Source organism: Streptomyces sp. NBC_01439, from assembly GCF_036227605.1.
GTDB lineage: Bacteria > Actinomycetota > Actinomycetes > Streptomycetales > Streptomycetaceae > Streptomyces.
On record NZ_CP109487.1, the window covers coordinates 5,411,594 to 5,431,526 of the forward strand.

Sequence of the window (19,933 nt, forward strand, 5' to 3'; positions counted from 1 at the left end):
GGCGGAACGGTCGGCGGTCGTGCCGTCGGCGGTCGTGCCGTCGTACGACCGAGCGTGTCAGCGGTCTGTCAGTGAGGTGTTCGGGGCCTGTCAGGGGGCGGCCTCATGGTGGCGACGTCGCCAGGCAAGCACCGAGAAAACGAGGTCCCCCGATGAACGCCGTCGCCGCCCTGCAGCTCCTGATCGCCGTCGCCTTCCTGAGCATTCCCGTCGTGCGCAGCCGCTACGGCGCCCGCGCCCAGGCCGCCGTCGAGGCCGAGTTGGGGCGGCAGGGGGTGCGCACCAGCGTCATGGCGGAGAACGGCATGCGGCTCGACGCCGGCGGGCACGAGACCTGGGCCCCCGTCGGGATCGCGGCGGCGCTGGCCCTGCCCGCGGTGCTCGGGATCGCCGGTAGCTCGTGGAGCGGGACGGTGTCCTGGATCGTCCAGCCGCTCGTCATCCTCGTGAACTGTGTGATCCTCTACTCGAACCTGACCGCCGTGCCGTCCGTGACCGCCGCCTTCGCCAAGTCCGGTGACGCCGAACTACAGCGCATCGACGTCAGGTCCATGCTCCGGGCCGCCGAGGACGGCTTCCCCGACTGGGTGATGCCGTACCTCCAGAACCTCCGGCACGTCGTCGTCTTCGCCGGCTCGGTCGTCGTACTCGTCCTGCTCGCCGCCAACTGACGCCGGGCCTGTGCGAAGAGGGCCGGCCTCCGCTCCCGCGAGGGGAGGGGAGGCCGGCCCGTTCCAGTACGGTCGGCGGTCAGCCCTTGCTGACCGCCCACAGGATCTCCGGGAGCTTGCGCGCCACCGTCGGGGCGGCGAGCCGCAGGCCCGTCCAGGTGGCCAGTGCGCCCCAGGCCACACCCAGCGGGAGCGCGATCCAGGAGATGTCCTGGTGGCCACCGACCTTGATCCAGATCGTCAGGGCGATCACCGGGGCGGAGATCACCGCCGAGGCCAGCATCCCGGCGAAGATGCCCGCCCAGGCGAGTCCGGCCTGTCCCGGGACGACGTTCTTGAAGGCGCCGTCCGACGGGATCGAGTACGGGAAGCGGGCCGAGGCCAGCGCCCCCGTGCAGAGCATCGAGCCCAACAGGGCCAGGGCCAGGCCCGTGGCCGCCGGGAAGGTGGACCAGTCGCCGAGCAGCGCGGCCGTGACCACCATGACCAGGACCGTGTACGGGACGGTGACCAGGGCCAGCGAGGCGGCCCGCGCGCGCAGTTCCACGTACGCGTCGCGCGGGGAGCTGATGGTCTGCGCGACCATCCAGAACGCGGAGGTGTCCTGGCCGAACTGGTTGTACATCTGCATGCCGAGCATGCCCGCGCCGAAGCAGCCGAGGTAGACGGACCCCGTGCCCTGGAGGGCGTTGAAGACGGGGATGATCAGGCCGATCGCCAGTCCGGTCACCCAAGACGCCTTGGTCTTCGGGTCGCGCACGGCGTAGCGCAGCGTGCGCTGCATGGTCGCGCCCGTCCGGCCGGCGGGCAGCAGGGACCACAGGCCGCCCGCGCCGCGGTCCCTCGTCGGCTGGGCCGCCGTCAGGGTCGAGCCGTCCGGGGTGACCATCAGCCGCGTCAGGCTCCGCTCCCAGAACCACAGGAGGGCGGCCACGGCGGCCAGGGTCAAGGCCAGTTGGGCGGCCGCCACCCCGTACGCGCCCTCGCTCGCCGAGTCCACCATGCCGACGGCGGTCGCCGGCGGCAGCCAGCGCACCACGGCCTCGGCCGGCTCCAGCGTGGTGAGGCCGCCCACCTCGAAGAGGCGCTGGCTACCAAAGTTGGCCAGCTGGCCGCCCACCGCGATCAGCAGACCGCTGAGGATCGCCATGTCCCGCCCCTTGCGACTGCTCAGCAGCCGCACGTTGGCCGTGGCCACCGCCCGTGCGAGGGTCACGCAGCCGAGCACCAGCAGGGGCGCGGCCACCACGGCGGCCACCGCGCCGGCGGCGCCGCGCGCGACGGCCAGTACGGAGCCGATGGCCAGGCACAGCGTGAACAGCGGCCCGATGCCGACCAGCGAGGAGACGAGGAGGGCCCGTACGAGAGGACGCGGGCGCAGCGGCAGCATGACCAGCCGGCTCGCGTCGAGGGTCTCGTCCCCGGTGGGGAAGAACAGCGGCATGAAGGCCCAGCCGAGGGCCAGGATCGCGGCCAGCAGGACGACGACCGTGCTGGCGTGGGCGTTCCCGTGCAGCAGGGCCAGGCCGAGCGTCACGAGGAAGCCGACGGCCAGGGCGAAGGCGAGCGACGAGAAGTAGGCGGCCTTGCGCTTGGAGGAGCCCTTCAGCCCGTTGCGCAGGAGCGACAGCTTGAGGCGGACGAAGACCGGGGTCAGCGGGACCGACGCGACGGACGGGGCTCCGGTGGACCGGGTGGACCCGGTGGCGGGAGCGGTCACGGTGCCGGCGGGACCTGCGGCCGGACCTGCGGCCGGGTTGGCGGGCGAGGTCATCGCGATCCCGCCCCGGAGCCGCCGCCGAGCCACTCCAGCGAGTCCCCTGCCGCGTCGCGCCCGTGCGCGCCGACCAGTTCGAGGAAGGCGGCCTGCAGCGAGGGCGCGGAGCCCCGTACGTCGGCCAGCGGGCCCGCGGCGCGGATCCGGCCGGCGGCCATCACGGCCACCCAGTCGCACAGCGACTCGACGAGCTCCATCACGTGGGAGGAGAAGATGACCGTGGCGCCGGAAGCCGTGTAGCGCTCCAGCACCCCGCGGATGGTCTGCGCCGACACCGGGTCGACGCCCTCGAACGGCTCGTCCAGGAAGAGCACTTCGGGGTTGTGCAGCAGCGCCGCCGCCAGACCGATCTTCTTGCGCATGCCGGTCGAGTAGTCCACGACCAGCTTGTGCTGCGAGCCCGCGAGGTCGAGGACCTCCAGCAGCTGCGTCGCCCGCTTGTCGGTCTCCTCGCCCGGCAGCCCGCGCAGCCGGCCCATGTAGCCGAGCAGTTCGCGCCCCGACAGCCGCTCGAAGAGCCGCAGCCCCTCGGGCAGTACGCCGATCCGCGCCTTCACCGCGGTCGGGTCGGCCCATACGTCGTGCCCCGCGACGTGGACCCGCCCCATGTCCGGGCGCAGCAGCCCGGTCACCATCGACAGCGTGGTCGTCTTGCCCGCGCCGTTGGGGCCCACCAGGCCGATGAACTGCCCCGCGGGCAGCTCCAGGTCTATCCCTTCGACGGCCACCTGGTCGCCGAACCGCTTCCACAGGCCTTCCACCCGCACGGCGGGCGGCGCGGACCGCGCGCCACCCGTTCCGTTCGGTCCACCCGTCGCATCGCCCTGGTCCGGCATGCGCCTGCCTCTCATCACGTCCCCGTTGGTCGTTCCTCCTTCACCATAGGAGGAGGGGGAGAGGCTTGAGCAGTTACTTATGTCATCAGTTCTCGCCCTGATTTCGCAGGTGCGGAGGGTGAGTTCGGGGGTCAGCCCTGGCGGCGCCTGCGTTCCGCCGCGGCCTCGCTGCCGCACGCGTACGCCAGTGCGTCGATCAGCTCCTCCGTGTCCGGGAGCCACCGGTTCGCCGGCGTGGGCCGCCGCGCCCACTGGACCGAGCCCCGGCCGCCGAAGCGGGTGGGCGGCGCCGCGACGTACTCGCCTTCGCCCCGAGCCACCAGGTCGATCGTGGCGGCCGGCCAGCCCAGCTTGCGCACCAGGTCGGGCACCTTGACGCCGGCGCCCGGCAGGACGAAGAACAGCATCCGGTGGTCGGGCGTGAGGGTGACCGGCCCGAGGGTGCGCTCCATCCGCTCCAGCCGTGCCAGCGCGAGGAACCCGGCCGATTCGGGCACGTCCAGCGCGTCGAACGCGCGGCCGGTCGGCAGCAGGATCGAGGCCTGCGGTTGCTTCGCCCAGATCCGCCTGACCTGCACCGCGCTGCCGGTGGTCTGTGCCGCCCAGTCCTCCACCGTCGGGTGCGCGCCGGGAGCCGGGCAGTCCGCCGCCCCGCAGGAGCACAGCTCGCGGCCGTCCGCGGGCTCCAACCAGGTGCCGGCGAAGACATCCCAGTGCCGTTCTTCCGCGTACCGCACGGCATGGTCCAGCAGCTGCTCGCCGCGCTGCTTGGGGATGGGTGCGGTCTCCGTGACTCCGATGGTCTCTTCCACGCCCATCACAACTTCTCGGGTCACCCGGGGTTACGGGCGTAAACCCGGCGGCGGGCGGAGCATCGATCCTGCAAACGGGGCGCACTGATGCACGCGTGGGGGCGCGTAGGAGGCCGGGGCGCTGTTACTGGGTAGCGACACGACGCAGAGCGGAAGATTCTCCGCACATCAGGCGGGAAGTGATCATTCCAACGGATCACCCGCGGTCAGCAGGGGGTTTTCATGGCAGCCAGGCCTCTCGTCGCCCGCCAGCCGAACGAACGGCTGCAGGCGCTCATTCAGGAAGCCGGGTGCTCCAACGCCGGGCTCGCTCGGCGCGTGAACATGTGCGGGGCCGAACACGGCCTCGATCTCCGCTACGACAAGACGTCCGTGGCCCGGTGGCTGCGCGGCCAGCAGCCGCGCGGCCGGGCTCCCGGGATCATCGCCGAGGCGCTGGGGCGCAAGCTCGGCCGGACCGTCACCATCGACGAGATCGGCATGGCCAACGGGAAGAACCTCGCCTCCGGCGTCGGCCTGCAGTTCTCCCCGACCGTCATCGGCGCGATCGAGCAGGTCTGCGAGCTGTGGCGCAGCGACGTCGGCCGCCGCGACTTCCTCGCGGGCTCCAGCGTGGCCGCCTCCGCGCTCGTGGAGCCGAGCCGCGACTGGCTGATCACCGGGGCCGACACCCAGGTCGCCCGCAGCGGCGGCTCGCGGGTGGGCATGCCGGACGTGGAGGCGGTCCGGGCGACCACCGAGGCCCTCAAGGACCTCGACCACCGCTTTGGTAGCGGGCACGTCCGGCCGGTGGTCGTGCACTACCTCAACTCGGTGGTGTCCGGGCTGATCGGGGGCTCCTACCGGGAACCCGTCGGGCGGGCCCTGTTCGCTTCGGTGGCCCGGCTGACCGAGCTCGCCGGCTACATGGCGGTGGACACGGGCCAGCCGGGGCTGGCGCAGCGGTACTACATCCAGGCGCTGCGCCTCGCCCAGGCGGCGGGGGACCGGGCGTACGGGGGCTACGTGCTCGCCGCGTCCATGAGCCACCTCGCCGCCGAACTGGGCAACCCGCGGGAGATCGCGCAGTTGGCGCGGGCCGCCCAGGAGGGGACGCGGGGGCAGGTCACCCCGCGGGTCGAGGCCATGTTCTACGCGGCCGAGGCGCGCGGCCACGCGCTGCTCGGGGACGCCCGGGCGACGGCGGTGCTGTCCGGGAGGGCGGTGAGCGCGCTGGAGCGGGCGGAGCCGGAATCGGGTGACGACCCGGTGTGGATCCGCCACTTCGACGCGGCGTACCTCGCGGACGAGCTGGCGCACTGCCACCGCGACCTGGGCCAGGCGGACGCGGCGGCCAGGCGGGCGGAGGAGGCCCTACGGGGCCTGCCGGCGGGCAAGGCGCGCCGCCGGGCCATCGGGCTGCTGCTGCTGGCGGCGGCGCAGGTGCAGCAGCGGGAAGTGGAACAGGCCTGCCTGACGGCGACGCGGGCTGCGGAACTGTTGGAGGGGCTCCGCTCGAACCGGGGCGTGGAGTACCTGGACGACTTCCGGGCGCGGCTGGAGCCGTACCGGGAGGAGGCAGCGGTGCGGGAGTTCGCGGCGCGGCTGGAGGTGACGGCGTAGGGCGCGTCTTGCCGGTCGGGGCCGGTCGGGGCCGGTCGGGGTTCGGGGTGCTCTCACGGTGGCGGTGCGTGACGGGGTAGCGTGACCTGACGGTTCCGTAGGGTCGGGCGAGTCGGAGAAGGAGTCCCGGTGACGCAGAGCGGACAAGGGGGCGCCCCCCAGCCGGGTGCCCCGTGGGGTCCGGACCCGGCGTCCGGCTACCCGGCGTACCCGGAGCAGCCGCAGCCGCAGGAACAGGTGCAGCAGCAGGTGCAGCCCGGGGCCGCGTACGGATATCCGCAGGCCTATCCCGGCGCGGAGGGCGCCCCGGGGCACGTGGTGGGGCCCGGCTACGAGGGGCCGGGGGATCCGCACGGCTACGGCTACCCCCCGCTGCCCGAGGCGGCGACGCAGTACATCCCGCCCGTCCCGGCGGCGCCCGGCCATGACGAGGCGGCGACGCAGTACATCCCGCCCGTCCCGGCGGCGCCCGGGCACGGCGAGGCGGCGACGCAGTACATTCCGCCGGTTCCGGCGGCCTCCGGCCATGACGAGGCGGCGACGCAGTACATCCCGCCCGTCCCGGCGGCGCCCGCGCACGGCGAGGCGGCGACCCAGTACATACCGCCGGTCCCCGCCGACCGCGGCGTGGAAGGCTTCGACGGGCTCTTCCGGAGCGACGACTCCCCCGGGCAGACCCAGCACCTGCCGCCCGTCCAGGAGCCCGTGCTGCGCCAGCCGCCGCCGCGCCCGCATCCGGCCCGCCCGCAGCAGCCCCAGTACCGGCAGCAGCAGCCCCAGTACCAGCAGCCGCACCCGCAGCAGCAGCAGCAGTACGCGGCGCCCCCGCCGCCCCAGGAGCCCGCGCGCAAGGTCTCGCCCGTCATCATCGGCGCGGTGGTCATCGGCCTGGCCGTCGCCGGGCTCGGCATCGGTTCGCTGCTCGCCGACGACAAGCCGCAGAACAACGACCCCGGCGCGGTCGCCGGGACCCCGACCACGAGCGGCGGCTCCGCGGCCCCCGGCGGCGAGGCCCCCGTCGACCCGGCCCGCCCGCAGGCCGTCCAGCTGGACAAGCTCCTCGCGGACAGCAACGACAGCCGGGCCGCGGTGATCAAGGCCGTGGAGGACATCAAGGGCTGCAACAACCTCGACCAGGCGGCCGCCGACCTGCGCGACGCGGCCCGCCAGCGCGAGGAGCTCGTCACCCGACTCCAGGAGCTGAAGCTGGACCAGCTCCCGGACCACGCGAAGCTGTCCGCGTCGCTGACCAAGGCCTGGCAGTCTTCCGCGGACGCCGACAACAGCTACGCGGCCTGGGCCGACGACGTGGACGACGACAAGTGCAAGGACGGCAAGGCCAAGGTCACCAAGAACGCCTCCGAGGGCAACCGGTCGAGCGGCGAGGCGACCAGGGCCAAGGAGTCCGCCGCGACCGGGTGGAACGCGATCGCCGGCAAGTACGGCCTCACCAAGCGGGACAAGTCCCAGCTCTGAGCCGATGCGGGTGGTCAGGCCATGGGCGGGGCCGTCACCAGGGTCGGGGTCATGTCCAGGGACTGCTCGCCGGGCTGCGCCACGAGCCGCCCGGCCTGCACGATCTGGAAGGTGACCCGGCCGTTGACGATGCGGGGGAAGCCGGCGACGGCGCGCATGTCCTGGTAGCGCCAGCTCAGGTTCGGGGTCAGGCCTCCGGTGCTGACCGGCTGCGACTCGTTCAGCGCGCGCTTGACCTTGCGGCTGGTGACGGGCTCGTCCTCCTTGAAGCGCCCCAGCACCTCGCTGAGCACGGTGTAGGCGATCCAGGTGGTCTGCGCCCCGCTGTCGTCGGGGTCGACGTTGTCGTCGCCGAAGGCGAACTCGGTGACCACCTTCCGCATGGGTTCCCAGAGGGGATCGGCGGCCACCGGGTACCAGCTGGTCAGGTACGCCCCCTCGAAGGGGCTCTCCTTGCCGCCCGTGCGGTCCACCAGGGACTGGCTGACGCTGCCCAGGACGGAGGAGATCTGCGGCTTCTTGCGCTGGGCGTCGGTCCGGCGGAAGGCGTCGAAGAACGTCTCGGTGCGCTCGCCGAGGACGGCGGTCACGCAACCCTTGTCCTTTTCCTTGTCCTTGCCGGTGCCGCTGGTGTGCGCGAGGGCCTCGCGCGCCTGCGGTCCGAAGTCGGCGGAGTCCTCGGCGGCCCGGATGTCGGAGGCGTCCGCCATCTTGTTGGCCCGCAGTCCGGCGTTGAGCAGCACCGGCAGGGTGTCGGCCGCGAGGGTGTCCGGGCGGACCAGGGCGACCTGGCTGCAGGCGCGGCTCAGCTGGTGGCCGGCGCCGGCGATGAGGACGGGCTGGCCGCCGTTGACCGGGTACGACAGGGGGGACTGGAACTCCTCGGAGGAGACTCCGTAACCGCCGATGAAGGGGACGCTCTCCGCCTCCAGCGGGGCCATGAAGGCGCGTCCGTGCTGACTGTAGGAGCCGACGACGGCGACGGCCTTCTCGGCGACGGCCTTGCGGGCGCAGTCGGCGGCGCCGGAGGGCGTGTTCTTCTCGTTGCAGGTCAATACGCGGAGTTTGCGCCCGTTGATCCCACCCTTGGAGTTCACGTAGCGCTCGTACGCCTTGGCCATGCCGGTCATTCCGGGCATGTTGGTCGCCTTGGTGTCTTCAGGGGCGAAGGTCATGACGGTGACGGTTTCCCCGGAGCCCCCCGAGCCCCCGGGGAGCGTCCCGCACCCGGCGATGAGACACGCGCCCATGGCCGTGGCCGCGAAGGTGCGGGAGCGGGATGCGACGCGTCGCGAAAGGGTCATGTCCATGCACCATTCCGCCCCACCGGTAACTGTCGAGTGAGATGGACACAACATCGGGTGACGCCCAGGTGAATTGCGGGGGCGTGGTCCCCGTGGGCGCCTCAAGATCGCACTGACCAGGAACGTACGATCGAAAGCGTGACATTCGCCCAAGGTTCGAAGAACCCTTCCCGACGCGGTGGCCGCTCCTCCACCATGGGCGGCATGCCCCTCAATGACATGCCGTGGTGGCGCTGGCGCAGCAACGTGCGCTCGGCGCTGCACATGCTCTCCGATCCGGTCTTCCACGAGGACACCTGGCTGACCGGCGACGCGGCGTACGGCGACATCACCGACGCCGTGTACCGGCTCGTCGAGGACACCTGGCTCGACAGTTGGTCCGCCGAGAAGTACGTCGGCACGATCTTCCGCGACTCGCAGGAGGCGGCCGTCGTCGACCTCGCCGTGCTGCGGGTGCTTCGCATCCTCCACCAGGTCGGGCCCGACGCCCCCGTCTCCGCCTACCTGGAGCACCACGCGTGGCCCGAGGCGGTACGTGCCGCGCGCGAGGCGCACGTGCGGCTGGCGGAGGCCGACGGTGACGACCCGGACGTGCGACCGACATCGCTCGATGTGTTGAAGATCCTCACCCGCGCGGTGTGAAAGGCTGTGCGGTCATGAGCGACCCGCACACCGAGGCCCAGGCCCAGCCCCAATACGTCCTGACCATGTCCTGCCCCGACAAGCAGGGCATCGTGCATGCCGTGTCGAGTTACCTCTTCATGACCGGATGCAACATCGTGGACAGCCAGCAGTTCGGAGACCGGGAGACCGGGCTCTTCTTCATGCGGGTGCACTTCGAGGCCGAGCCCCCGGTGACGGTCGAGAAGCTGCGCGCCAGCTTCGCCGCGATCGGCGACTCTTTCAAGATGGACTGGCAGATCCACCGCTCCGAGGAGCGCATGCGGATCATCCTCATGGTGTCCAAGTTCGGACACTGCCTGAACGACCTGCTGTTCCGTACCAGCATCGGTGCCCTGCCGGTCGAGATCGCGGCCGTGGTCTCCAACCACACCGACTTCGCCGAACTGGTCGGCTCCTACGACATCCCCTTCGTGCACATCCCCGTCACCAAGGACACGAAGGCGGAGGCGGAGGCGCAGCTGCTGGAGCTGGTGCGCGCCGAGAACGTCGACCTGGTGGTCCTGGCGCGCTACATGCAGGTGCTGTCCGACAACCTGTGCACGGAACTGAGCGGGCGGATCATCAACATCCACCACTCGTTCCTGCCGAGCTTCAAGGGCGCCAAGCCGTACCACCAGGCGCACGCGCGCGGTGTGAAGCTGATCGGCGCGACCGCGCACTACGTGACGGCGAACCTCGACGAGGGGCCGATCATCGAGCAGGAGGTCGAGCGGGTGGGCCACGAGGTGACACCGGACCAGCTGGTCGCGATCGGGCGGGACGTGGAGTGCCAGGCGCTCGCACGGGCGGTGAAGTGGCACAGCGAGCACCGCGTGCTGCTCAACGGCGCCCGGACGGTCGTCTTCGGGTAGCCGAGACAGCCTCGCCGGCGTTTGAGGCGCGGGGTCCGGGGCGGCGCCCCGGGCCGCAGGGGCCAGCGCGGCGGCCTGTGGCCCCGGCCGCGGGAGCGTGAGGCGGGGCCGGGGCCCCGCCGTCACCTGCCGAGCGCGCCGCAGGCGTTACGCGTCGGGGGCTTCCACGCCGCAGTAGCCCGCGAAGGCCGCCAGGATCTCGTCCTCCGAGATGCGACCGTCGTGGTCCGCGTCCAGGGCCGCGGCCACCTGAGTGGCCAGCTCCGGGGCGGTGCCCAGGACGCGCAGGACCCGGGCGGCATTCGGCGGGGTCGTGCCGCCGCCGTCCTCGTCCGCCACCGCGATCACGGCCCGCAGGAACGGTCGCGCGATCTCCGCGAACCGCTCCGGGTTGTCGCGCAGCCGCTTCGCGGCCCCGGTGATGAACTCCTCGCGGGACACCCGCTGGTCCCCGTCGACGTCCGCGATGCCGGCCATTCCCTGCCAGAAGGCCTCGGCGCCCGCGAAGACGGCCTGGCCCTTGTCCGACCGGGCGGTGGTACCGAATTCGGCCAGGACGGACTTCGCGGCAGCGCTGAAGTCCTCCCGGTCGATGTACCCGGACCCGTCCTGGTCGAAGGTGGCGAATCGGGCGGCGATCTTGCGCTCGTATTCTGCGCTGTCCATTTCGGCGTTCCGCCTTCACGTGTGCAGTGGGGTTCAGATCAAGACAAGGCAGGAGCGTAAGCCCTATGCGGCCTGCACGTTAAGCGAAGCGGTCAAGGAGGCGGCCGCATCGAACCCGCGCACGGGGAGCGCGGTGGGGCGCGTACACCTGTCCCCATGTGCCGTCGGACGTACCACCGTTCACGCCCTGCCACGCCCCTATCACGCAGGGCGCACTTCCGGGGAGAGGTTCTTCCAAAACAGGCGCGATCCGCCATGTGCCCACTACATTCGTTGAGTCGACACACGGCTGGGGGCATTCATGCCGAAGGACGCACCACCGCGCTGGGACCGCCGCATGCAGCAGCGGCTCGCCCGTGGCGAGGCCGCCGCGCTCGGGGAGCTGTACGACCGCTTCGCCTCACTCGTGCACAGCCTGGCGCACCGGGTGCTGGGCGACGAGAAGGCGGCGGACCGGATCACCAGAGAGGTCTTCGGCTACATCTGGGAGAACCCGGACGCCTACGACCCCAAGCAGGGTTCCATGCGCTCCTGGGTCGCCCGGATCACCCAGGGCCAGGCGGTGGCCCGGCTGCGCCAGGCCGAACTGGGCCGCGGCTCGCGCGAGGAGCTGGAGCAGAAGGTGCGCACCGCCAATGCGGCCGCGCGCGCCGACTACATCGTCACCTCGATGCCCGCGCCGCTGCGCGCCGCGCTGGAACTCGCGTACTTCAAGCGGCGGGACTACCGGCAGGCCGCCGCCGACCTGCAGATCAGCGAGGACGAGGCGCGGCGCAGGCTGCGGCTCGGACTGCAGTTGCTGTCGACCGCCAACGCCCTCCCGCAGGAGGAGAGCGCCCAGTCCGGATATGGAACGCCCCGATGAACGGCCCTCCCCAGCCGCCCGATGACGGATACGAGCGTCCCGGCGGTCGGGCGCGGATACCGGGTCCGCGCGGGGCTGCGGACGACCTCGACCCGGGGCACGCGCCGCGGGCGCTGCCGCCGCTGCCGCCGCCGGTCGAGGTGCCGCCCCCGCCCTCGCACGCCGTGCTGAAGTCCCTGCTCGGGGCATGGGCATTGGCGGCCTGCTCGGCCGAGGAGACCCAGGCGGTGGAGGACCACCTCACCGAGTGCGCGCCCTGCGCGGAAGAGGCGCTGCGGCTGCGCGACGCGGTGGGGCTGTTGCACCCGGAGGAGAGCCTCGACCTGAAACCGCTGCTGCGCTCGCGCGTCCTGGAGGACTGCTTGGGCAAGCGGCCGGCCCGCATCCCGGTGCCGGTGTGGGCGAGCCCGTACGACACCGAGACCGCGCGGCTCGACGCGCTGCTCCAGGACTTCGGGGACTCGGAGTGGCACACCCCGGTGCGGCTCAAGTGGTTCGAGGAGGAGCGGCTGCGGTCGCAGCGGACCACGGTGGCAGGGGTGATCGGCCATCTGCTGACGGTGGACGGACTGGTCGCTTCGGCGCTGGGGCTCGACGACCCGCTGGGTCCGGACGCGCCGAAGGGCGGGCCGACCGTGCGGACGGAGCACTTCTGGGGTGCGACCCCGCACCCGGTCACGCGGCAGGTCCGCGACCCGTGGCGGGAGCAGGGCCACACGCTGGTGCGTACGGTCTCCTTCGCCGGCCGGGGAGTCGCGGAGCTGGCGGTGGACTACGGCGGCTTCGCGCTGCCGCTCGGGGACGCGTTCTTGGAACGGGCCTTCGAGTGCTGGGTGCACGCGTGGGACATCGCGGAGGCGGTGGACTACCCGTACGAGCCGCCGGCCGGCCCGCACCTGCACGGGATGATCGACCTGGCGGCGCGGCTCCTGCCGGGCGCGTTGGCGCAGCGCAGACGGGCCGGTCTGGCGGCTCCGGCGCGGGGCCTGGTCGCGGCGGGCGCGCCCGGGCGGACCTTGCACCTGGAGATCGAGGGCGCGGGCGGTGGCGGCTGGGACATCGCGCTGGACTCGCCGGGAGCGAAACCGTCGCCGGAACGGACGGTCGCGGAGATCGCCCTGGACGGCATCGAGTTCTGCCAGCTGGCCGCGGGCCACATCTCCCCGGAGGAGGCGGCGGTGGGCCAGCACGGCGACCGCGAGGCGATCCGCGACGTCCTGTTCGCGGCGGCGTCCCTGAGCCGGTTGTAGGGGGCGGGGCGGGGGAGCGGGGCGCGGGCGCGGGGCCGGCGCATGTACGGGTATCACTGCGCGCGGGGCCCCCGCGGCCCCCGCCCCCGCGGCGCGGCGGGGCCGGGGAGGTGCGGCGGGGATTCGGGAGCGGTATCCGTGCTGGGCGGCATCAGGGACGTGCTGGGGGTTTCCCCGCGTCGCTTCGCGATGGCCTTCGGCCACCCTTGACCGACCGTCCCGCCCCGGAGATACGAGGACAGCCGGGAACCCCCCGAAGGAACGGGCCGGGCGTCAAGAGACCATCGGGACGTCGGAGGAGCCCGGGCGGGAGCCAGGAGCGCCCCACATCGCTACGCGCTCCTGCCCGACGGCGTCCGCGAGCCGTCAGGGGCCGGACATGAGCCGCCCCAGATCGCTACGCGCTTCTCGATCACGCGGCTGCGATCCGTCTGGGGCACAGAGTGGGCGATCAGCGCCGCCATGTGATCGTCTGCCCTTCAGGCGTGACCGTGATGTCGAACCGGTCGAGAGTGGGCGATCCGTCGTGGCGCCAGCGGGTGACGTGGTCTGTGATCCGGTCCCACAATTCGTCCGGCCCACCCTGGCGTACCAGCCACCTGCTGCCGTCTTGTCGCAGTACCGCCCATGCTCCCGCCTCGACGTCGAGGAGCACGTGTTCTGTGCCGCCGTTGCGGTTCAAGGTCATGCGCTGAGCACGGGGAGCGGCAAGCTGGGCGACGAACCGGGTGTCCCAGTCGTCGAGTACGGGGGCGGCAAGCTCTGTGGGCTGTTCGTCGGCTTGATCGAGGTCGGGGAGGAGCCCGATGGGTGGGGGCGTCTGTGGGCGGGCGAGCATGAACGAGTTGCGGCCGTCGAGCAACCGACCTGTGGCGGTGCCGTCCCCGGAGGCTGTGAGGCGAGCGAGTTCGGAGGAGTACATCCACCCACCTACGGTGGCCAGGATGACTCCGCCGGGCAGCGTCTGTTCCACCCACTCGTAGGGAACGGTGACCGTTCCGCAGTAGGCGACGATCCGGTCGTAGGGGCCGCCGTCCCTCCACCCGGCGAGACCGTCGCCGACGACCACCGTAGGCGCGTAGTCGCAGCGGCCGAGCGCGCTTCGGGCACGCGCGGCGACGTCTGCATCGATCTCCACGGCGGTTACGCGATCGTCGCCGAGGCGGTGGCAGGCCAGGCCACTGGAGTATCCGGTTCCGAGGCCGACGAGGAGCAGACGGTGTCCGTCCTCGATCCGGAGCTCTTCGAGCATCCGCACGACCAAGGACGGCAGGGTGCTGGACGACGTGGGCAGGCGCGTGATCTCCCCACGCAGGTCACCAGGCACGATGGTGCCCGCGATCTGCGTGACCAGAGAGTCGTCCGTGTAGCAGGCCTCCAGCCATGCCGGACTCTCAGGCATGACGGGTGTCCAGGCCGTGGGGCGGCCCGGCACGTCGCTGCGTTCGAAGTATCCGCCCCGCAGGAACTCGTGACGCGGCACGGCCTCGGCTGCTCGGCGCCACGGGTCCGTGCGCAGGTGACCGGCGTCGGCGAGCTGCTTGGCAAGCTGCAATCGCAGCTTCTGCGCCTGGTCGTTCACGTGCCGTTCCTTTCCAAGAGATCAGCCATGGCTGCGACCATGGGCAATCCGGTCTCGGGCTCCAGCCACGCCCACTGTCCGGAGGGATTGCATTCAAGGAACCACCATGTCCCCGTCTGGTCGATTGCGAAGTCGAAAGCTCCGAAGACCAGCCCGAACAGCGACAGGTATCGAAACAGGCTCGCGGTGACTAGGGGCGGGGGCTGTACGACGCTGTAGCCGAGCCGGTCGTAGTCGGTCCGCCAGTCCAACAGGTCGGAGTCGATGCGAACCGCGAAAACGCGGTCACCGATCACGGTTACCCGCACGTCGGCCGATTTGGGTACGAGGTGTTGGAACAGGTGAGCTGTCCCGGAGACTCGGTCGTCAATCTCGTCGTCCGTCACCTCGTTCACTTCGACGGTGCAGGAGACGCCGTCGATGCGGTACAGCGGCGTCGACAGAGGCTTGTAGATCACCGGCCCGTGATGATCCTTGATGAAGGTGCGGGCGGCGCCGGGGTCGGACGTGATGAGCGTGGCGGGGACGTCGAAACCGGAGATGGCGGCGGCTGCGAGGCCGGAAGGCTTGAACTCGGCGTCGCCGATGCGGTGCGGGTGGTTGACGTACAGGCAGCGCGGCAAGGAGGCGATGACGCCGCCGAGCCCGTACCGCGCTTGGGTGAGCGCGAACCGGGCGTCATGCTCGGGCAGGTGGGGGAAGGCGAATCCTGACGGTCGCCGGTAGTAGAGGGACCGGATTCGTGTCAGGTCCACGGTCCGGGTCGGGGTGGTCAAGGACCCCTCGATGCCCTCAGGCGTGACGTATGCCGCGAACGACAAGGTGGCGGGGAAGTCCCCGGAGTCGAGCCGCACGACCGGTACGCCCCGGTCGTGCAGCTCGCGGATCACCAGGTCGGCCGTGGGGTCGTCCTTCATGGTGACGACCATCACCGGGCCGGAGTGGCTCACTGGTCGTTGTCGTTCCCGGTGTCCTGGTCCCCGCCGCCCGAACCGCCGCCGCTGCTGCCGTCGGACGGGTTTCCGGTGTTGGTCGCCGGGTTGGTGCCGGTGCTGGTCCCGTGCTCGGGAATCATCATCGGCTCGCCATCGGCACCGTAGTAGCGGGCGGTCTGGGTGTGCGCGTCGATCTCGACGTGCCGGTATTCGGGTGCCACGGCAGGGTAGGGAGCCATCCGCTGAACGCCCCATGGGACGGACGTGACATGTCCCATGGGCAAGGCGTCACTGGTGGGTACGCGGTCGGCGTGACTGAACACCTGTCTTCTCCTTCATGTCTGGACACCGTCGTGAGGACGGGGCCGGGAACGTGCCTGCCGCACCGAGGTCATCGGGAGGCGACGCGCTGTGCGCGCGTCTTGAGGACGTGCTGGCTTCAACCCGCGGGGTGCAGACCCTGTGCACAGGCAGATCCCCGCTGGTCACCACAGCGCGGGCACTCGCACGGCGGGTAGCGGCCCGGGTCCGAGAGGATGACGTACGAGTCACCCGCCTGGACATGGGTCGTCTGAGTCCACGTACGACCTGAGTCGCGGGACACGCGAAGCGTCATGAGGGGGCAAGGCTCCGCCGTGAGTTCGCGAGTACGCGAGTGTGGTTCGCGGACGTGTTCCTCTGTGCCAGTCTGTGTTGCCATATCGGCACCCTTCGCTGCGTCATGCCCGATCGGTTCGCGACAACTCCCATAGAACCGGTGGCAGTCGAGGGGATCCACGGCATGCATGCCGCATTCTTGGAGCAGATCCGTGCACGGGTGCCGCAGGCTTCGAGGCCGCGGAAAGAGGTCGTTATGGGATTAGCTGAACGACGCAAGACCCTGGGCTACAGTCAGGAGAAATTGGCCGGGCTGCTCGGCGTGGACCGTACGACGGTCGGGCGCTGGGAGAGCGGCAGGATCGAACCGCAGCCACCCCAGCGGCGAGGCTTGGCCAGTGCCCTCGAAGTCAGCCTCCAAGAGCTTGATGTCCTCCTGGCAGAGCTACGAGCCGCAGGGCAGGAGGCCACAGGGCGGCAGTCCAGTGACCACTCGAGCGCGGGAGCCCCCGACGAAATGATCCGCCGCGAATTCCTCCGCATCCTCACGGTCAGCGGGGCCCTGACGGCCCTGCCGGTCGACGAGGCCGAGGCCCTCACCGATGGGGTGCTGAGGGGGGTGCCTGCCGACTTCGAGCGGATGAACGGCCACCTGTGGCAGGTCTACCAATTGGCGCGTTCGAAAGGCTCGATCTACCCCGTCATCCGTGACCAGCTGACGACTCTGAACGAAGCGCTGGCCGCCAGCCGAGGCAGCTCCCGGCCTCTCTTGAGCGCAGCGGCCGACCTCTTCCAGCTGGCCGGTGAAGTCGCCTTCGACGGGGACCGGTACACCGACGCCGCAGCCTCGTACTCGCTCGCTGCCTCGATCAGTAAGGACGCGGGCGCGTACGACCTGTGGGCCTGCGCCCTTGTACGCCACGCCTACGTGGACATGTCCGAGCGGCGCTACCGCCAGGCGGCGCAGGTGCTGGGCGCGGCCGAACGGCTGGCCAGTCGAGGGGACAACGCCCTTTCGACACGGCATTGGGTCGCGTCTGTCCAAGCGGAGACGTATGCGGGTCTCGGGGACCTCACCGCGTGCGAACGCGCCCTGGACCAGGCCGAGAAGGTCAGGGACCTTACCGCTGGCAGCACGAACGGTGGATGGCTCCGCTTCGACGGCACCCGCCTGGCCGAGGAGCGGGGAGCCCGCTACGTGCAGCTCGGCCGTCTGGACCTGGCGGAAGTGACGTTGAAGACAGCATTGGCGCAGACGGCGCTCGCCTCGGGGCAGTCGTATCGGCGCCGGAGCACAGTGCTGACCAGCCTGGCTGCCATTGGAGCGAAGCGGCGTGATCCAGACCAGGTTCTGGCGTACGGGCAGGAAGCCGTGAGCCTGGCCCGAGCCTCATCATCCGGATACGTCGCCCGTAGACTCCAAGCCCTGTGCGCCGAGTTCGGTCCCTTGAGTCGAGACCACCGCGTAGCGGAGCTGGGGGCGGAGATCGCCGCACTGAGCACGCCGTGACGAGAGGGGTAGGCATGTTGCAGACCGAGGGTGCACGACTGTTCCGTGAGGCCTGGATCGGGGGAGTGCGCCAGCACTACCCGGGAGAGCCGAAGGCCGGCTACGTCACTCCGTGGGAGGAAACCCCGGATTGGGAGCGCGAGGCCGCAGGTTCGGTGTACGACCAGGTCCGGCAGTTCATCGAGATCAGCGGTGGCCACACGTCGAGGTTGTCCCGTGAGCAGAAGAGCCGGTTTGTCGCGACGTGCTGGACGGCCCAGATGTTCAAGCACTTCGAGGACCCGAAGCCGGGCTACGTGGCTGATTGGCCAGACCTGCCGTCCTGGCAGCAGGAGACTGACGCCGACATCTTCGAGGCCATCGAGGAAGCCGCCACCTGATGTGACGCTCGCAGACGCGTGATCGAGAAGCGCGTAGCGATCTGAGGCGGCCTGTGTCCAGCCCCGGACGGTCGTCGGACGCTGGGACGTCGGGAGCGCGTAGCGATGGGACGCGCTTCCCCCGACACGGCCTGCCGCTCTGATGGGGCCCGTCTCCTGCTCGTCCTTCACGCTGGACAGGCATGGGCGTATCCGACGCCCCGTCCCTGGAAAGGATCCCCCGGCCCGTTCCTCTGGGGGGGTTCCCGGCTGTCCTCGTATCTCCGGGGCGGGACGGTCGGTCAAGGGTGGCCGCAGGCCATCGCGAAGCGACGCGACGACGAAGGAGGAGCGCCCTTGAGGGACCGGCACGACCCGGAAGGACGATGGGACTGACGGGAAACCCCCAGCACGTCCCTGATGCCGCCCAGCGCAGACCCGCCCCCAGCACCCCGCCGTACTTCTCTCTCCACGCCCATCGGTTTCCGCCGCGCTCCGACCCCGCTGCACCTCGGGGGCGGGTGGGCAGCCGCCGACCCGGGGTGGCGGGGCCGCGGGGGTGAAGGCCCCGGGCACCGTGGCACCCGTACCGGCCCGACCCCTACGCGTACCGCTCCCTGAGCTTGTACTTCAGGACCTTGCGCAGGGTTTCGTTGCGGGGGAGGGCCTCCAGGAGTTCCAGTTGTTCCGGGAGCTTGTGGGTGGCCAGGCCTTGGGCGCGGAGGTAGGCGGTCAGCTGGGGGAGGGTCAGGGGGGCGGCTCCCGGGTGTTGTTCCACCACCGCGCAGACGCGTTCGCCGCGGGTGGGGTCCGGGAGGCCGATGACCGCCACGTCGGCGACGGCCGGAAGGCGGTGGAGGAGGTCCTCGATCTCCTTCGCCGAGACGTTCTCGCCCTTGCGGATGATGACGTCCTTGCTGCGTCCGGTGAGGACCAGGTAGCCGTCCTGCGTGAGGTGGCCGAGGTCGCCGGTGATCAGGTAGCCGTCGGGGTCGAAGGCCCCGGCCGGGTCGTCGCCGTTCAGGTAGCCCCGGCAGACCGCCTCGCCGCGCAGCCGTACTTCCCCGTCCGTGTCCGGCGGCAGCTCGGTGCCGTCCGGGGCGGTGATGCGGATGGACATGCCCGCCGGGGGGCGGCCTTCGGTGGTGGCGAGGTTCTCGGCGGTGTCGTCCGGAGAGCCCATGGTGATCATCGGGACCTCGGTCATGCCGTAGCCGTGGGTCAGCTGGCAGCGCAGCTCCCGTACGACCGCGTGGTAGATCTCCGGCGGCTTGGGGGCGCCGCCGCCCGCCAGGAGGCGCAGGGTGGGGATCAGCGGGACGTCCGGGGCCTTGCGCTGCTCGGTCAGGAACATGGAGTAGAAGGCGGTGGAGCCGCCGGCCACGGTGACCCCGTGGCGGCGGTACCCGTCCAGGGCGTCGGGCATCGCGAACTTCTCGAAGAGCACCGCGGGGAAGCCGTACAGGAGGAGCATCACCAGGTAGTCGGGGCCGCCTATGTGCGCGTACGGGAAGGCCATGGAGCCGACGTCGGACGGGCCCAGGTGGAGGGCGTGGGCCAGGCAGGAGCCGCCCGCGATCAGGGAGCGGTCGGTGTGCAGGACGCCCTTGGGGTCGGAGGTGGTGCCGGAGGTCCAGTAGATCCAGCGGACGTCGGTGCCGGTGGCGGGTGGCGCGGGGAGTACGGCCGGGTCGCCGTCGGGGAGGTCCGCGTAGGCCTCGAAGGTGCCGCGCGCGCCGAGGCGGGCGGCCATGGCGGTGTGGTCGAAGCCGCGCCAGGTTCCCGGGACGGCGAAGTGTTCGGCCTTGGACTCGCGGAGGGCGAAGCCGACCTCGCGGTCCCGGTAGAAGGGGATGATCGGGGTCTGGACGGCGCCGATCCGGGCGAGGGCGACGGAGAGCAGCACCGTTTCGATGCGGGTGGGGAGCTGCCAGGCGACGACCGTGCCGGGGCGCACGCCCCTGGCGTGGAGGCCGGCGGCGACGCGTTCGGAGCGGTCGCGCAGTTCCCCGAAGGTGAGCCGGCGGTCGTGTGCGGGGTCCTCGGCGGCCTCGATCAGGGCGGTGGTGTCCGGGGTCAGCGCGGCCCGGCGGGAGACCAGTTCCCACAGGGTGCGGGAGCGGCTCAGTTCTGTCGCGGTCGCGGTGTCCGTCATC

Annotated in this window: 18 protein-coding genes; 9 read left to right on the forward strand and 9 right to left on the reverse strand. The window is 71.2% G+C overall.

The genetic code is table 11. The features are described 5' to 3' along the window. Positions 1-152 precede the first annotated feature (152 nt). Positions 153-671 carry a hypothetical protein gene (locus OG207_RS24440; protein ID WP_329100820.1) on the forward strand — a complete coding sequence of 173 codons (519 nt, stop codon included), beginning with the start codon at positions 153-155 and terminating at the stop codon, positions 669-671. 79 nt (positions 672-750) lie between these two features. Here the strand turns inward: OG207_RS24440 and OG207_RS24445 are convergent, their stop codons facing one another. From OG207_RS24445 to OG207_RS24455, 3 genes are all read right to left on the reverse strand, one after another. Continuing rightward, complete coding sequence (locus OG207_RS24445; protein ID WP_329100822.1) at positions 751-2,445, reverse strand: transporter; 1,695 nt, start codon at positions 2,443-2,445, stop codon at positions 751-753. Next, positions 2,442-3,284 (reverse strand): ABC transporter ATP-binding protein, encoded by an 843-nt coding sequence (locus tag OG207_RS24450; protein ID WP_329100823.1) that lies wholly within the window; start codon positions 3,282-3,284, stop codon positions 2,442-2,444. The genes OG207_RS24445 and OG207_RS24450 overlap by 4 nt, the downstream gene beginning before the upstream one ends. A gap of 131 nt (positions 3,285-3,415) precedes the next feature. Further along, on the reverse strand, positions 3,416-4,096 hold the full coding sequence (locus OG207_RS24455) for a bifunctional DNA primase/polymerase (protein WP_329107832.1): 681 nt from the start codon (positions 4,094-4,096) through the stop codon (positions 3,416-3,418). A 222-nt stretch (positions 4,097-4,318) separates the two neighbouring features. Between OG207_RS24455 and OG207_RS24460 the strand changes: the two genes are divergently transcribed. Then, positions 4,319-5,698, forward strand: coding sequence for a transcriptional regulator (locus tag OG207_RS24460; RefSeq protein WP_329100825.1), 1,380 nt, complete (start codon positions 4,319-4,321; stop codon positions 5,696-5,698). Positions 5,699-5,827: 129 nt separating this feature from the next. Further along, positions 5,828-7,174: a hypothetical protein gene (locus OG207_RS24465; protein WP_329100826.1), complete on the forward strand. Its 1,347-nt coding sequence runs from the start codon at positions 5,828-5,830 to the stop codon at positions 7,172-7,174. A 14-nt stretch (positions 7,175-7,188) separates the two neighbouring features. On the opposite strand, the gene OG207_RS24470 is transcribed toward OG207_RS24465, so the two are convergent. Continuing rightward, entirely contained in the window at positions 7,189-8,478 is a 1,290-nt protein-coding gene (locus OG207_RS24470; protein ID WP_329100829.1) for an ABC transporter substrate-binding protein, read from the reverse strand. A gap of 195 nt (positions 8,479-8,673) precedes the next feature. Between OG207_RS24470 and OG207_RS24475 the strand changes: the two genes are divergently transcribed. Then, positions 8,674-9,120, forward strand: coding sequence for an SCO4402 family protein (locus OG207_RS24475; protein ID WP_329107835.1), 447 nt, complete (start codon positions 8,674-8,676; stop codon positions 9,118-9,120). Positions 9,121-9,134: 14 nt separating this feature from the next. After that, complete coding sequence (purU, locus tag OG207_RS24480; RefSeq protein ID WP_329100831.1) at positions 9,135-10,013, forward strand: formyltetrahydrofolate deformylase; 879 nt, start codon at positions 9,135-9,137, stop codon at positions 10,011-10,013. 147 nt (positions 10,014-10,160) lie between these two features. On the opposite strand, the gene OG207_RS24485 is transcribed toward purU, so the two are convergent. Next, entirely contained in the window at positions 10,161-10,679 is a 519-nt protein-coding gene (locus OG207_RS24485; RefSeq protein WP_329100832.1) for an EF-hand domain-containing protein, read from the reverse strand. 301 nt (positions 10,680-10,980) lie between these two features. On the opposite strand from OG207_RS24485, the gene OG207_RS24490 reads away from it, so the two are divergent. Together OG207_RS24490 and OG207_RS24495 are read left to right on the forward strand one after the other, a co-directional pair. Continuing rightward, a complete protein-coding gene (locus tag OG207_RS24490) occupies positions 10,981-11,544 on the forward strand; it encodes a sigma-70 family RNA polymerase sigma factor (protein ID WP_329100834.1) in 564 nt (187 codons plus the stop codon). Further along, positions 11,541-12,794, forward strand: a complete 1,254-nt coding sequence (locus OG207_RS24495) for a zf-HC2 domain-containing protein (RefSeq protein ID WP_329100836.1) — start codon at positions 11,541-11,543, stop codon at positions 12,792-12,794. Before OG207_RS24490 ends, OG207_RS24495 begins: the two co-directional genes overlap by 4 nt. Before the next feature lie 451 nt (positions 12,795-13,245). On the opposite strand, the gene tgmC is transcribed toward OG207_RS24495, so the two are convergent. From tgmC to tgmA, 3 genes are read right to left on the reverse strand one after another with little or no spacing between them, the layout of a single operon-like run. Continuing rightward, positions 13,246-14,376, reverse strand: a complete 1,131-nt coding sequence (tgmC, locus tag OG207_RS24500; RefSeq protein WP_329100838.1) for an ATP-grasp peptide maturase system methyltransferase — start codon at positions 14,374-14,376, stop codon at positions 13,246-13,248. After that, complete coding sequence (tgmB, locus tag OG207_RS24505) at positions 14,373-15,305, reverse strand: ATP-grasp ribosomal peptide maturase (RefSeq protein ID WP_443072871.1); 933 nt, start codon at positions 15,303-15,305, stop codon at positions 14,373-14,375. Before tgmB ends, tgmC begins: the two co-directional genes overlap by 4 nt. A 17-nt stretch (positions 15,306-15,322) precedes the next feature. Then, complete coding sequence (tgmA, locus tag OG207_RS24510; protein ID WP_402696966.1) at positions 15,323-15,589, reverse strand: putative ATP-grasp-modified RiPP; 267 nt, start codon at positions 15,587-15,589, stop codon at positions 15,323-15,325. A gap of 575 nt (positions 15,590-16,164) precedes the next feature. Here tgmA and OG207_RS24515 point away from each other — a divergent pair. Both OG207_RS24515 and OG207_RS24520 read left to right on the forward strand, forming a co-directional pair. Beyond that, complete coding sequence (locus OG207_RS24515; protein ID WP_329107837.1) at positions 16,165-17,418, forward strand: helix-turn-helix transcriptional regulator; 1,254 nt, start codon at positions 16,165-16,167, stop codon at positions 17,416-17,418. A 14-nt stretch (positions 17,419-17,432) separates the two neighbouring features. Continuing rightward, on the forward strand, positions 17,433-17,798 hold the full coding sequence (locus tag OG207_RS24520) for a hypothetical protein (RefSeq protein ID WP_329100844.1): 366 nt from the start codon (positions 17,433-17,435) through the stop codon (positions 17,796-17,798). A 580-nt stretch (positions 17,799-18,378) separates the two neighbouring features. On the opposite strand, the gene OG207_RS24525 is transcribed toward OG207_RS24520, so the two are convergent. Further along, a complete protein-coding gene (locus OG207_RS24525) occupies positions 18,379-19,932 on the reverse strand; it encodes an AMP-binding protein (protein ID WP_329100846.1) in 1,554 nt (517 codons plus the stop codon). Position 19,933: the final 1 nt, after the last annotated feature.

Excerpts from the sequence above, each read along its gene's own strand:
- OG207_RS24440 (WP_329100820.1), top strand. The coding sequence starts at position 153 with ATGAACGCCGTCGCCGCCCTGCAGCTCCTGATCGCCGTCGCCTTCCTG.
- OG207_RS24445 (WP_329100822.1), bottom strand. The coding sequence starts at position 2,445 with ATGACCTCGCCCGCCAACCCGGCCGCAGGTCCGGCCGCAGGTCCCGCC.
- OG207_RS24450 (WP_329100823.1), bottom strand. The coding sequence starts at position 3,284 with ATGCCGGACCAGGGCGATGCGACGGGTGGACCGAACGGAACGGGTGGC.
- OG207_RS24460 (WP_329100825.1), top strand. The coding sequence starts at position 4,319 with ATGGCAGCCAGGCCTCTCGTCGCCCGCCAGCCGAACGAACGGCTGCAG.
- OG207_RS24470 (WP_329100829.1), bottom strand. The coding sequence starts at position 8,478 with ATGACCCTTTCGCGACGCGTCGCATCCCGCTCCCGCACCTTCGCGGCC.
- OG207_RS24475 (WP_329107835.1), top strand. The coding sequence starts at position 8,674 with ATGGGCGGCATGCCCCTCAATGACATGCCGTGGTGGCGCTGGCGCAGC.
- purU (WP_329100831.1), top strand. The coding sequence starts at position 9,135 with ATGAGCGACCCGCACACCGAGGCCCAGGCCCAGCCCCAATACGTCCTG.
- OG207_RS24485 (WP_329100832.1), bottom strand. The coding sequence starts at position 10,679 with ATGGACAGCGCAGAATACGAGCGCAAGATCGCCGCCCGATTCGCCACC.
- OG207_RS24490 (WP_329100834.1), top strand. The coding sequence starts at position 10,981 with ATGCCGAAGGACGCACCACCGCGCTGGGACCGCCGCATGCAGCAGCGG.
- OG207_RS24495 (WP_329100836.1), top strand. The coding sequence starts at position 11,541 with ATGAACGGCCCTCCCCAGCCGCCCGATGACGGATACGAGCGTCCCGGC.
- tgmB (WP_443072871.1), bottom strand. The coding sequence starts at position 15,305 with ATGGTCGTCACCATGAAGGACGACCCCACGGCCGACCTGGTGATCCGC.
- tgmA (WP_402696966.1), bottom strand. The coding sequence starts at position 15,589 with ATGGGACATGTCACGTCCGTCCCATGGGGCGTTCAGCGGATGGCTCCC.
- OG207_RS24515 (WP_329107837.1), top strand. The coding sequence starts at position 16,165 with ATGGGATTAGCTGAACGACGCAAGACCCTGGGCTACAGTCAGGAGAAA.
- OG207_RS24520 (WP_329100844.1), top strand. The coding sequence starts at position 17,433 with ATGTTGCAGACCGAGGGTGCACGACTGTTCCGTGAGGCCTGGATCGGG.
- OG207_RS24525 (WP_329100846.1), bottom strand. The coding sequence starts at position 19,932 with ATGACGGACACCGCGACCGCGACAGAACTGAGCCGCTCCCGCACCCTG.